Here is a 12,689-nt window from a genome sequence, read left to right as displayed (position 1 = left end):
CTAAGGAAATACTGGGGAGAGACACCGCATGGCCGCGCATCTGGAAGAAACAACGGTCAAAACCACCTGCCCCTACTGCGGGGTTGGCTGCGGTGTCCTGGCAACCCGGAAAAAGGACGGGTCGGTTTTAATCGCTGGCGACCCGGATCATCCGTCCAATTTCGGAAGATTGTGTTCAAAAGGGTCGGCGCTGGGAGAAACGCTCTCCCTCGACGACCGGCTGCTGGTTCCTGAAGTCGCTGGAGAACCGGCAGGTTGGGACGCCGCGCTCGACTTGGTTGCGGAAAAGTTTTCCGAGGCTGTCAAAGAACATGGTCCGGACAGCGTCGCTTTCTATGTCTCCGGCCAGATCCTGACGGAAGACTATTACGTCGCGAACAAGTTGATGAAGGGCTACATCGGCTCGGCCAACATCGATACAAACTCGCGACTTTGCATGGCGTCGTCTGTTGCCGGGCACCGGCGCGCCTTCGGCTCAGACACAGTTCCAGGAACCTATGAGGATCTGGAGACTTGTGACCTTTTGGTGCTGGTTGGGTCAAACTTGGCCTGGTGCCATCCAGTCTTGTTCCAGCGGGTGGAAGTGGCCAAGGCCGCCAACCCGGAGATGCGGGTTGTGGTCATTGACCCGCGTGAAACAGCAACCTGCGCCATTGCCGACCTGCACCTTGCCTTGAAGCCCGACAAGGATGTGGCGCTTTTCAACGGGTTACTTGCATTCTTGTCCGAAAACCGAGCGCTCAATACCGGCTACATTGAACGGCACACACAAGGTTTCGACACAGCACTCGCAATTGCAGGAAAATGCGAGATCAACCGGATTGCGGATGAAACCGGGCTGCCGCCGCAGGATATTGCCCTGTTCTACACAATGGTTGCCCGGACCGAAAAAACGGTGACTGTTTACAGTCAGGGCGTAAACCAATCGGTTGTCGGCACCGACAAGGTCAACGCGATTATCAATACGCATCTGGCAACTGGCCGGATCGGCAAATCGGGCATGGGACCGTTCTCTGTCACAGGTCAGCCGAATGCTATGGGCGGACGGGAAGTTGGCGGCCTCGCCAATATGCTGGCCAGTCATATGGCTCTAGAAAATGCCGATCACCGGAAACTGGTTCAGGACTTCTGGCAAAGCCCAGTGATCGCAGACAGACAAGGCCTGAAAGCGGTTGAACTCTTCAAGGCCGTCAAGAATGGCACGATCAAAGCGCTCTGGGTGATGGCCACCAGCCCGGTCGACAGTCTGCCGGATGCCGATGAAGTCGCCGAAGCCTTAGAAGAATGCCCCTTTGTCGTCGTCTCTGAAGTAACGCGAAATGCGGACATGGTTGCCTATGCTGATGTGCTGCTGCCTGCGGCAGCGTGGGGTGAAAAGGACGGAACGGTCACCAACTCAGAACGCCGTATTTCGCGGCAAAAAAGCTTCCTGGATTTGCCGGGAGAGGTCAAGCCTGACTGGTGGCAGCTGACGGAAGTCGCCAAACGCATGGGTTTTGACGCCGGGTTTTCCTATTCTAAGCCCTCGGAAATTTTGCGTGAGCACGCCGCGCTTTCCGCTTATCAGAATAATGGTAGCCGCGACTTTGATATCGGCGCATTGAAGACGTTATCGGATGAGGCCTATGAGGAGATGGCACCTGTTCAATGGCCACTGCCATATGACCGTTCCCAGGCAAAAGACCGGTTCTTTGCAAATGGCGGTTTTTACACGCCAAACAAATTGGCTCAGTTTGTTGCAGTTGAAGCACAGCCGATCCGGCAAACGGAACGCAGGTATCCGCTGACCTTGAACACGGGCCGCATCCGCGATCAGTGGCATACGATGACACGGACCGGAAAAACCGGCCGTCTGACGTCGCACATCGCTGAGCCGTTTGCCGAAATCCACCCGGAAGACGCCGAAGCTTATGGCATAGCAGCGGCCGATATCGTGGAGGTTCGTAGCCTTTACGGTAAAGTTCTGGTGCGCGCGCAAATCACAGATCGCGGTCAAAAGGGGGTCGTCTTTGTTCCCATGCATTGGACCGACCAATTGTCCTCCAGAGGGCGGGTGGATGCAGTGATTGCACCGGAAACGGATCCTGTGTCAGGTCAGCCGGGTTTGAAGTTTACGCCAGTTGCGATCCGCAAAGTCGAAATGGCTTGGTACGGCTTCGCGGTTTTGTCGGAAAAACCGAACGACATTCCAGCGGACTATTGGGCTCTGGCGCCGGTCGACGGGGGTTGGCGGCTGGAAATGGCTGCTACGCGCGAAATGGACTTGAAAGAGCTTTCCATCCACCTTGCAGGAAATTCAGGCGGTCAGCCGGAAGGACTGTCGGTCGTTGGGTCTCAAGCGCATTCGCAACGCTTTGCCTATTGGAAAGATCGGCATTTGCAGGCGGCTTTTTACTTCAGTCCAGAACCGGTTGAGGTTTCGCGCCAATGGGCCTGTGGACTCTTGAAAGATCAAGACTTTAGCAGCGTACATCGGGTCCAGGTATTGGCCGGACGGCCGGCAGGGGATCGACCGGATCCGGGGGCACTGGTCTGTGCCTGTTTCGGAGTTGGCCGTAGTGAAATTCTGGCATCCGCAGAGGCTGGTGCGCAATCAGTGCAAGCCATTGGTTCGTGCATTAAAGCCGGGACAAATTGTGGCTCCTGCCGGTCAGAAATACAGACAATTGTTGATGAAGCTCTGCAAGAAACACGGTCCACGCCTGACCTTGCCAAAACCGGTTAAGTCAGAGCGCCTTAAGAAATCGAGTATCTTGAATTTTTAACTCGGCACTTTGCCAAAAGATTGGCGATACCGCTTCGGCGTCATACCCGTGCGCCGTTTGAAGGCGCGTTCGAACGCTGTCTGATCTGAGTAGTCGAGTTCGCATGCGATTTGAGCGAGCGGTTGCCGTGTATCCACCAATGCGTGGCGGGCAACTCGGAACCGGCAATCATCCAGAAGCGTCGAAAATCTTGCACCTTCATCCTTGAGATGCCGGTGTAAACTGCGGCGGGAAAGACCGAGTTGCCGTGCTACAGTTTCCTGATCTGCCGTTCCGGAGCCAAGACCTTCGTAAATTGCTGTCCGCGTCCGGGCCGTCAACGATTGCGCCCAAGCCTTGGTCGTCAGACTTTGTGTCAGATTTTTCAAGGCTTGCTGATGGCGGTTCAGGTCATCCTGAGGCATTGGTGCGCTGAGAACGCTTTCCGGGAAACTTAGCGCGTTGGTTTCACAGTCGAAAAGACAAAAGCTGCCAGCAGTATCAATACAGTTTCCGATTGGACGGATGGCCGTGTGTTCGAAGCAGATCAGATCCGGCTGCCAGGCCCTCCCGGCTCCTCGCCGGATGAGTTCGATCAGGACAGATAAAGTGAACTCCGCATCCTGCCGGCGTGGCCAGATGTCAGGATTGAGAATTCTATAAGTTAGCGTGGCAACACCGTCCTCTACACTCAGCTGCATATCCGATTCACTTTGGACAAACCGCAAAAAACGCTCGAAGGTGCGCAGCGCGGAGCCAACAGTTGATGCCGACAAAATGGCGCTTCCAAGATCGCCCAACTGTTGAAAATCAAAGTAAGTTCCTGATCTCCAGCCAATGTTGGGCTGGCTGAGCATTGATGCCCCTTGTTCGAACACTTCAACAAATGAAAAGAGTGGAATTTCGCACTGCGCATTTCGCCAGGCATCGCTCGGCACACCACTTTGTTGTCCAAGGGCAGCCGGATCCCGGCCGTTTTGGACAAGCAGATCTTCGAGGCCATTCAAGGCGCCGGAGATTATGGTGGCATTCCTCGGCATTTGGCGCGTCCTGCGTCTGGCTCCCCTCAGATTGTCTTGCGTCAATAGGCCGCAAGCTCAAAAAATAGACCAAATAATTTCAAATGGCGCAATCGAAGAACTGAGCTTTTCTGCCAACATTCAAAGATTGGCCAAAATTGTCGAGAAAGCACTCAAGCATGCTCCCTCTAATGGCAGGCAGAGAGAGATCCGAAATCGCACCATGAATACATGGGCGTTTGGATGAGGGAACAGTATTGGTGGCCTGCTTCGATGTGGCAGTCGCCGGCGGCGGACCCGCTGGCGCCTTCGCAGCGCGTGAGCTGGCGCGTGCCGGATTACGCGTCATTCTCATAGATCCTGCAACAAGCCGTCCGCGCCTTGAGGGCATGGGCGAGCGTGTCGCGCGTCTGCTTGCCGCCAAGGGCCTTGAAATTTCTCTGAATGCCGTGAGCAAACCTGCCCCTCGACATGTTGTCTGGGCCGGATTGCAGGGTACGGAGAATGGTGAACGTCTTGTTCGCCGTCATAAGTTTGATGCTTTCCTCAGAACAGCGGCGGTCGAGGCCGGGGCGGAACTCAAAACCGCCCGGTTGCGCCGGGTCGAGACCGTCGATCCGGTTGGTGGTGTCGAGCTGCAATTGTCGAGCGGGCAAGTTGTGACTGCCAAGCTGATGATCGATGCACGCGGCCGGCAGGCAACCACACCGGTACGTCTCAAAGGGCCGCAAACCCTAGCCATTTCCGGGCATGTAAAGGCCAGCATCCAGCATCCAGGAACTCATGTTGTTGCAACACCACAAGGTTGGTGCTGGTTCGCATGCGATCCGGAATTCGGCCAGTGGCTGCAGGTAAGTATTGCGCAGGCCGATTTAGCTGGGTCCGGCCAGACCGGACTTCAGGAGCGCGTTCGAGTGTTTCTAAAGCAGCCGGAGTTTCAAAACCATTTCGGAGAGGTGTCATTCCAAGGAGATCTACTGGCAAGGGGAGCTGGACTGGTTCTTGCAGCACCAGAATTGACGCTTCCGATTATTCCGATTGGTGACGCAGCGGTCGCAATTGACCCCTTGTCCGGCCACGGCCTCTTTTGGGCGTTGTCGTCCGCACTCTCAGCAGTTTCGATTGTTCGAACGGTTCTCGATCAGCCGATAGAGGGCGCTTGCCTGGCGCGGCGATTTTACCGTGATCGTGTGGTTGGGACCTTTTGGCGGCAGGCCCGGATCGGTCGGGATTTTTATCGTCTTGAGAAGAATTTAGCGGCAAAGCCGTTTTGGGCGGAGCGGGCCGCTTGGCCGGATAATGAGCCGGCTCACAAGGAAGCCGCCGAAGCGTCGTTGGAACAGCACGTGGTTGTTGAAGACAACCAGCTCAAAGAACGGGACGTGCTGATAACACCGCAAAATCCGGAAGGTGTGGCCTTTGTTGCAGGGCTGTCAGTTCGGCAACTGTTCAGCCTTTTCAACCGCATACAAACAACCGGGGAGCGCCCGTCGGCAGCCGCAGTAGCCGCATTCCGCTGGCTGGCTGGTCAAGGCTTGTCGGTCAACGCCCTGAACAATCTTTCAAACAAACACAGCAAAATGAGGGAAACAGCATGATCAAACGTTTGCGAAAGGGGACGCTGGCCGGGGTAACCGGTTTGCTGCTCTTCTTGCCGGGTGGGGCAGTCGCTCTGGATGGCGCGGCACTGCTTGAAGACAATTGTGCCGGCTGTCACGAAACGGATAACTCAGGTGCACTGAGCCGGGTCAAAGAACAACGCAAATCGCCTGAAGGCTGGTTGATGACTATCGTTCGCATGCGTTTGTTCTACGGGATGAAAATCGAAGCGGATGCTCAGCGGCAACTGGTTCAGTATCTGTCCGACACTCAAGGTCTGGCACCGGCTGAGACCGCCGGGTTCCGGTACATTCTGGAACAGGAGCCGTCCGTGATCGAGGAACCTGAAGGTCTTTTGGGCGAAATGTGTTCTCGCTGCCATTCCGCAGCCCGTGTTGCCTTGCAGCGCCGGACGGAAGACGAGTGGAACTATCACATCGACTTTCATGTCGGGCAGTGGCCAACGCTGGAATATCAAGCCCTTGCACGGGATCGCGAATGGCTGAAGATCGCCCGTGAAGAAGTCGTCCCGTTCCTTGCCGAACAATATCCGCTGGAAACGGACGCCTGGGCGTCTTGGGCAAAGGCTGAAAAACCTGACGCTGCCGGATCCTGGGTGTTTGCGACAAAACTGCCGGAAAAAGGCGAAGCCTATGGCACTCTGGACGTCTCTGGCGATGCCTCGCCTTACACCGTGTCCGGAACGCTTCTGACTGCCAGCGGTGAAGAACTGGCAATGTCCGGTCAGATGAACCTCTACACCGGTTATGAGTGGCGTGCCAATCTCAACATTGGTGGTGAGAAATACCGCCAGGTACTTGCGATATCCGAAGATGGTGCAAGCCTGACAGGCCGCCAGTTCCTGCATGCGGAAGATAGCCTCGGCGGAGCCTTCAAGGCCGCTCGGTCTGACGGCAAAGCTTCTATCGTGGCCGTCGTGCCGTCAACGGTACCTGCAGGAAAAACAGCAACTGTTCAAGTCGTTGGGACAGGTTTGGGTGCCGTCAATTTGTCCGGCGTACTGGACGGATCTGGTGGCACAGAAAATGACTTCGGGACCGCACTGGACGTAACACCGGCTGCTGATGCTGATGGGCTTGTGTCGGTGACTGCGCGCGGCGCTTCGGCCGGAGATGCACTCGCGGTCTACAGCCATGTCGACAGCCTTAAGATAGAACCAGCCTTTGCGGTTGCCCGTGTTGGCGGCGGCGGTGGATCGGCCGGCAAGGTTCCTGCCCGGTTTGAGGCGATCGGCTATTGGAATGGGGCTGATGGTCAGCCTGGAACAGACGATGATGTGCGGATTGGTGCGGTTCCCGCATCCTGGTCGGTCGCCCCGTTCAATGAAGAAGCCGAACATCTGGAAGATGTGAAATACGCCGGTGAAATGGATGGTGTGCTTGGCATCTTCAACCCCGCCGTCGCGGGTCCAAATCCGGAGCGGCCATTTTCGACCAACAATGCTGGCAATCTGAAAGTTCTGGCTGAAAGCGGTGGTGTATCAGGCGAAGGGCAGCTGATTGTGACTGTCCAACGCTGGAACAACCCGCCGATCCGCTGAGGAGGAAGACTATGGGATACCTGTTTTTTCAGCCTCAGAACGCGCACCGGGTGGAAGTCGACGGACGGCACTTGTTGTTCCACGTGCCGACCACCTCGCTGTTCGAGATCGACCGGCTGGACAATGATGTCATCGATCTCTTCGCCGGCCGGGAACGGATCAGCGAAGGGGACGTGCGGGAGCGGTTTGAAGGCCGGGTTGATCCGGACCTTCTGACCGAACGCATCCGCGCCCTGTTGGATCTGGATATTGTCACCGATGGCCGTCCGCCTAGAGCGGAACGCCCGCCGGTGCACATCGAGAATTTTCCACTGACAACGATCGTGCTCAACGTCAACACCGGCTGCAATTTGTCTTGCACTTATTGTTACAAGGAGGATCTCGACACGCCGTCGAAAGGCCGGCGGATGGCGTTCGAGACGGCCAAACGCTCGATCGAGCTTCTGTTGCAAGAAAGCCCGGACCGCGACAGCTACAATGTTGTTTTCTTTGGCGGCGAACCCTTGAGCAATCTGGGCCTTATCAAGGACGTGGTCGCTTATTCTGAGGAGCGTTTCGGGAATCTCGGCAAAAAGGTCGATTTTACCCTGACCACCAATGCAACTCTTCTGAACGAAGAGATTGTAGACTGGCTGAATGCCCATCGATTTGGCCTAACCGTTTCGATGGACGGGCCGAAAGCGCTTCACGATAAGAACCGCAAAACGGTCGGCGGCAAGGGTACGTATGATGTTGTTGCGGCCAAGACCAAGATGCTCCTGGAGCGGTACACCTCCCGCCCGGTCGGCGGGCGAATAACGCTGACCCGGGGAGTGACGGCGGTCTACGACATATGGGATCATCTCAAAAACGAGATCGGCTTTCACGAAGTGGGCTTTTCTCCGGTGACTTCTGGGCCGGTCGCGCCGTTCAATCTGACCGGCGATGAGCTCGAGACGGTGTTTTCGGAAATGAAGCGGCTCGGCCGGCGTTACCGGGACGAAGCGCTAAAGGGCACCAACATCGGCTTTTCCAATATGCACCAGCTGATGACGGACCTTTATGAGGGCCGGTCGAAGGCGCTGCCTTGCGGCGCCGGGCTTGGCATGCTGGCGGTCGATCATGAAGGCGGTCTCAATCTGTGCCACCGATTCACCGGCTCGGATATGGAGACCTTCGGGACCATCGACGGCGGCATCGAGAAACAAAAACTTGCCCGCTTCATCGAGGACCGTGCCGACCGGACGGAGAAAGGCTGTGCGACTTGCCGCATCCGCAACATCTGCGCCGGTGGCTGTTACCATGAAAGCTACGCGCATTTCTCCGATCCCATGAAACCGACCTACCACTACTGCGATCTCATGCGCGACTGGGTCGACTTCGGCATCGGCGTCTACGGCGACCTGATCGCCGGCGCACCCGCCTATTTCACAGATCACATCATGCCGCGGAGGGCCTTCGGCAAATGAAACATTTAAAACCGCTCAATCAAAAAGCCGACCGCGTCGTAGATGCCGTCAAAACCGACAAGATGGATGAAGTCAGGGCGATGCAGACCGTCGTGACCGGCTGTACATCGACGCTCGATCCGGGCTGGGAAGTCGATCCTTTCGGTGGCGTCGCCGCTTTGTGCCAGCCGATGGAAGCCGATCTCTATGGTTGTTCCGATCCCTGCTGGTGGCCAGCTCAGGTGCCTGACACCATCAATTCGTACAAGGACTGGAACGCCAACGCCGACAATGCCGGCAAGGACTGGCGTTCTCTGGGCACGGTCTTTCCGACCGACAGCGAAACCTGATTTGGCGCAAGCCACGAGAATTTGGAGACATCCAATGCGGAACTTTATCGCAACAACGGCGGCTTTGTGTCTGGGGCTGACAGCCCTGCCGGCGCTCGCCAAGGATCTTATCGTCACGGTCGCCAAACCCGACCGCCTTTATGTCATCGACGCAAAGGCGCGGACGGTTGAAACTGACTGCAAACTTGAATTCAACATCATTCCCGGCGTCATCGCCATGTCACCGGACAATTCCATCGCCTATATTCTCGGCAACCGCTGGGAAGATGTGTACGGCGTGGAGCTGCAGACCTGTAATACCGTCTTTTCGGCGCATCAATCGGAAGGCGATGTGCGGCGCAAGACCATTGCGTCTCTCGCGGTGTCTAAGGACGGATCAGAAGTGTACACCGTCCGCAATCCCGTTCGCCTGCATCCCGACCGCTTCGAAGTTTTGGAGCCGGAATTTGCCGTCTATGAAACGTCAGCCGGCTTGGATGCGCAGCCGGCGCGCGTGTTCCCGGCGCCACGCCGCGTAACCGTAATGGCTGCCGGCCGCAACGGCGAGGTCTATGCGGGCGGGCATGACATTTATGCCTTCGATCCGAAGACAGGAGATATGTCGGTAAAAATCGCCAATGCCTCCTGGGACCGGCCAACCTATTCGCCGCCGGATGTCTTGGCCTTCTGGCCGATTGGCACCCAAGCCGACGAGTTCATGTTGCTTTATTCGGCAGCCAAATTCACCGATGAAACGCAAAGCGAACTTGCGGACTTCGTTTGGGGTTATCAGTCGGTCGACTTGACTACCGGCGAGTCTGAAATTGCGGATTTCGCCAGTTTCGAGGTGATCATGTTCTCCGCCGTGCGTGATCCGAACAACAAGAAAAACCTCTATGGCGTGTACACCCAGCTCTCCAAGCATGATCTTGAAACCAAGGAACTGGTGAAACGGGTGGACCTGCCGCACACCTACTACTGCATCAACATCTCGTCCGACGGCAAAGAACTCTATGTCGGCGGCACCAATGACGACATCGGTGTCTACGATGCAGAAACCCTGGAGCGAGTCGGTGAGATCCTGTTGCCGTCCGGTGGCGACATGGCTGCCAGCACGATGCATGTGATCAGCACCGGCAGCTGACCAAAATCTCCTGCACAAAGCTGTTTTGTGCAGGAACACCTCAACTCTCCTTTGGGAGAGATCGGAGCGTGCTCAAAGTGAGGGGGAGGCAAGGCAATTAGCTATTGTGGTCGAGCCAGTTCGTTTTTGCTGTACCTAATTGGCTGCACGCACGGTTGTCATCCCGGACGACGCGTTAGCGGAGGTCCGGGATCCACTCGTTTGCAGAGCTTCGGCAAAAACGCACTTTTTCTGCGGCAAGCGGAAATGCGAGTGGATTCCCGCTTAGGGGCGGGGATGACACATGTAATAGCACCTTACCTCCGCCCGCTCCCAATGAGAGAGGGGTTGTGTTTATGAGACCAAGCCGCAGTGAGGCGGATAGGATTTGATGGCGCTGGTGACAAACATTGCGACTACGGAAAAGACAGCTGCACCTGAGAAGGCGCAGCAGCCATTTTTTCTTAGGTTTCTGGTTCGCGTCTTTGGCGCACGTGAAGCTGGATGGCTTGCACCCTTGGTCCTGTCCTATCGCAAACCGCTTCTGGGTCTGTTTGTCTTATCCATGGCGTCGGCCGCCGCTGCCTTGGTTCCACCATGGCTGACAAAACTGGTCATTGATCAAGGCTTGATGGCTGGTGACAAGCAGGCTTTGCTCGCCTTTGTTCTATTATTGTTTGGGTTTGGATTGGCAGCTCTTGGCCTGGGTGCGCTCAATTCCCTTCTGCACCTACGTTTTTCCGCAAGGCTATTGGCCGATCTGCGGCGAGAGGCAGTTGCCCGTATTTTAGGTCAATCCCCGCGCTGGCAGGCAAAACAAAAAATCGGCGAATTGATGAGCCGCTTGGATGGGGATGCTGGAGAAGTTCAGCAGTTTACATTTGCTGTTCTGGTTTCGGGAGCAGGCAGTGTGCTCCGTTTGATCGGCGGCGTGGTTATGCTTTTCGTACTGTCTCCGCTGTTGGCACTGATGGCGCTCGCCCTAGCGCCGATTGAACTGTTTTTCTTTGCCAAAGCGCGGCCCGTGACGCATGCCCGTGCCCGCGATGTCCGCACTGCACGTGGATATCTGGCATCCGGTTTGGCGGAAACCATAACTGGATTGTCGGCACTGCGGGCGCTCAATGCTTCGCAAAGCGCTGCAAACGATATTGAACAGCGCCAGCAAGGGCTGATCGGCGCTTTGATGACGGCGCAAAAGTGGAGCGAAATCACCCGAGCCGTTCCGCTCGTGTTGACGGCTGTTTTGCGCGGTGCTGTTTTTCTCGTCGGTGGCATCGCGGTTATCGATGGCACCATGCCTCTCGGCTCGCTGATTGCCTTTACCGCCTATCTTGGCTTCTTGATTGGCCCGATGCAGTCCTTGATATCCCTCTGGCATGGGCAGGCGCGCATGCGTGCCGCCCTTGACCGGCTGGACCAGATCATGAGCGCTGACCAAAAGGTTCTGGAGCCTGGCAGTCCAATTGCTCTTCCCAAAATCGGCGGCAGGTTTGAAATCGAAAATATTGCCTACGCGCCTTGTGATGGTCGGCCACTGTTCCAAGGATTGAGTGCGCGTGTTCCTGCTGGAAGCAAAACACGTCTTTTGGGAGCCTCAGGAACCGGAAAATCTTCTTTGCTCGGATTGCTGCAGAGGCATGACGACCCGAGTGAAGGCTCTATTGTTATCAACGGTGTAGATCTGCGGCATGTGAGCCTCCAAGAGGTGCGGTCCGCTGTCGCGCTGGTCCCGCAAAAGGGGCATGTTTTTTCCGGCACACTTGCAAGAAATCTGCTTATGGGAAGCCCACAAGCTACAGATGCGCAAATGTGGAATGTCATCTTGCTCGTTGAGCTGGCGGACAGGTTTGAAGCAGACGGGCTTGAGACCCCTTTGGGAGAAGGGGGGCTTGATCTGTCCGGCGGCGAACGCCAGCGCTTGTGTTTGGCCAGGGCGCTCCTGCAACCGTTCAGAGTTCTGATCCTAGATGAAAGCCTGTCAGAGGTGGATGGCGCTTGCGTTCAAAGGATTGTTGAACAGATCGACAGTGTGTTTTCAGATAGAACGCGGATCATCGTGACACATGGAAATCTCGCCCACTATGGCGCCTTCGACGCCGAGATCGATCTGACTGATTTTTATCTGAGGGAAGGCGAAGGTGCATGATCCGGATCGGATTGATTGACGGGGCATTGCCTGCGGATTGGCCGGGGCTGGCAAAACAGCGGCGCTTCTGCGAGCCAGATGGTGCTCCTCTGGCCGAAACCCATGCAAGGGCGATGGCCGAAACGATCCGGAGTTACTGCGAAAAATCAGAGTTCATCAATGCCGCCGTGTTTTCAGGTCGGCTATCCACCTCCATTGAACACGTATGCCAGGCGTTGAACTGGTTCTCAGAAGATCCCCCGGACATCGTCCTATGTTCTTTCGGGACAGCAAAAACATCTCTGGACCTCAGTCTTCTAACGGCCCGCCTCCTGTTGGCGAATTGTTTGGTGGTTGCCTCATCTCCTGCACGCGGTGAAACGGTTTATCCGGCGGGAACCCCCGGCGTTGTCTCCGTGCAAGGAGACGCCCGTTGTGCGCCGTTTGAGTTTTCCAAACTCGATTTACCGCACGCGGAATTTGGAGCTTGCCCGTTTGTGCAAGGCTACCCGGACATTCGTGGAGCCAGCGCCGCCGCGGCCCATGTGGTTGGCCAAATGGCTGCTGATTTGTGCGTGAAAAGTGAACTAGGAAAAGAACCGCTCAAAACAGCGATCAAGTATTTCGGCCGGGAATGCCGGAGTGCTGCCGAGTAGATCTCGCGCCTGCAATCCAAAACCAAACTCTTTGCTTTCCGTTTTTTGAAAAAGGTTCTAGCTTGCCTCAATGGCTTGTGCAGACACTGGATTTGCGCAGGGC

The 12,689-nt window shown here is 56.2% G+C and carries 9 protein-coding genes; 8 read left to right on the top strand and 1 reads right to left on the bottom strand.

Annotation, left to right across the window (positions count from 1 at the left end; translation table 11 throughout):
• Positions 1 to 28: 28 nt before the first annotated feature.
• Complete coding sequence (locus ACOOFE_RS22495; protein ID WP_420412123.1) at positions 29 to 2,725, top strand: molybdopterin-dependent oxidoreductase; 2,697 nt, start codon at positions 29 to 31, stop codon at positions 2,723 to 2,725.
• 36 nt (positions 2,726 to 2,761) lie between these two features.
• Here ACOOFE_RS22495 and ACOOFE_RS22490 read toward each other — a convergent pair whose 3' ends face one another.
• Positions 2,762 to 3,784 (bottom strand): AraC family transcriptional regulator ligand-binding domain-containing protein, encoded by a 1,023-nt coding sequence (locus ACOOFE_RS22490; RefSeq protein ID WP_420412122.1) that lies wholly within the window; start codon positions 3,782 to 3,784, stop codon positions 2,762 to 2,764.
• Between the two features lie 239 nt (positions 3,785 to 4,023).
• Here ACOOFE_RS22490 and ACOOFE_RS22485 point away from each other — a divergent pair, with 239 nt between their 5' ends.
• From ACOOFE_RS22485 to ACOOFE_RS22455, 7 genes are all read left to right on the top strand, one after another.
• On the top strand, positions 4,024 to 5,361 hold the full coding sequence (locus ACOOFE_RS22485) for an NAD(P)/FAD-dependent oxidoreductase (protein ID WP_420412121.1): 1,338 nt from the start codon (positions 4,024 to 4,026) through the stop codon (positions 5,359 to 5,361).
• Positions 5,358 to 6,923 (top strand): quinohemoprotein amine dehydrogenase subunit alpha, encoded by a 1,566-nt coding sequence (gene peaA, locus ACOOFE_RS22480; protein ID WP_420412120.1) that lies wholly within the window; start codon positions 5,358 to 5,360, stop codon positions 6,921 to 6,923. The genes ACOOFE_RS22485 and peaA overlap by 4 nt, the downstream gene beginning before the upstream one ends.
• An 11-nt stretch (positions 6,924 to 6,934) precedes the next feature.
• A complete protein-coding gene (peaB, locus tag ACOOFE_RS22475) occupies positions 6,935 to 8,371 on the top strand; it encodes a quinohemoprotein amine dehydrogenase maturation protein (protein ID WP_420412119.1) in 1,437 nt (478 codons plus the stop codon).
• Positions 8,368 to 8,700: a quinohemoprotein amine dehydrogenase subunit gamma gene (gene qhpC, locus ACOOFE_RS22470; protein WP_141188422.1), complete on the top strand. Its 333-nt coding sequence runs from the start codon at positions 8,368 to 8,370 to the stop codon at positions 8,698 to 8,700. Before peaB ends, qhpC begins: the two co-directional genes overlap by 4 nt.
• A 34-nt stretch (positions 8,701 to 8,734) precedes the next feature.
• The gene (gene peaD / locus ACOOFE_RS22465; RefSeq protein WP_420412118.1) at positions 8,735 to 9,823 is read left to right on the top strand and encodes a quinohemoprotein amine dehydrogenase subunit beta; all 1,089 of its coding nucleotides are present in this window, start codon (positions 8,735 to 8,737) and stop codon (positions 9,821 to 9,823) included.
• A 370-nt stretch (positions 9,824 to 10,193) separates the two neighbouring features.
• Positions 10,194 to 11,951 carry an ABC transporter ATP-binding protein gene (locus ACOOFE_RS22460; RefSeq protein WP_420412117.1) on the top strand — a complete coding sequence of 586 codons (1,758 nt, stop codon included), beginning with the start codon at positions 10,194 to 10,196 and terminating at the stop codon, positions 11,949 to 11,951.
• Positions 11,948 to 12,586, top strand: a complete 639-nt coding sequence (locus ACOOFE_RS22455) for a hypothetical protein (protein WP_420412116.1) — start codon at positions 11,948 to 11,950, stop codon at positions 12,584 to 12,586. The genes ACOOFE_RS22460 and ACOOFE_RS22455 overlap by 4 nt, the downstream gene beginning before the upstream one ends.
• Positions 12,587 to 12,689 lie beyond the last annotated feature (103 nt).

This window comes from Roseibium sp., from assembly GCF_965216085.1.
Classification (GTDB): domain Bacteria; phylum Pseudomonadota; class Alphaproteobacteria; order Rhizobiales; family Stappiaceae; genus Roseibium.
This window is presented reverse-complemented; position numbering and strand designations above follow the sequence as displayed.

Coding starts and splice junctions, on each gene's coding strand:
- ACOOFE_RS22495 (WP_420412123.1), top strand. CDS start 29: ATGGCCGCGCATCTGGAAGAAACAACGGTCAAAACCACCTGCCCCTAC.
- ACOOFE_RS22490 (WP_420412122.1), bottom strand. CDS start 3,784: ATGCCGAGGAATGCCACCATAATCTCCGGCGCCTTGAATGGCCTCGAA.
- peaA (WP_420412120.1), top strand. CDS start 5,358: ATGATCAAACGTTTGCGAAAGGGGACGCTGGCCGGGGTAACCGGTTTG.
- peaB (WP_420412119.1), top strand. CDS start 6,935: ATGGGATACCTGTTTTTTCAGCCTCAGAACGCGCACCGGGTGGAAGTC.
- qhpC (WP_141188422.1), top strand. CDS start 8,368: ATGAAACATTTAAAACCGCTCAATCAAAAAGCCGACCGCGTCGTAGAT.
- peaD (WP_420412118.1), top strand. CDS start 8,735: ATGCGGAACTTTATCGCAACAACGGCGGCTTTGTGTCTGGGGCTGACA.
- ACOOFE_RS22460 (WP_420412117.1), top strand. CDS start 10,194: ATGGCGCTGGTGACAAACATTGCGACTACGGAAAAGACAGCTGCACCT.
- ACOOFE_RS22455 (WP_420412116.1), top strand. CDS start 11,948: ATGATCCGGATCGGATTGATTGACGGGGCATTGCCTGCGGATTGGCCG.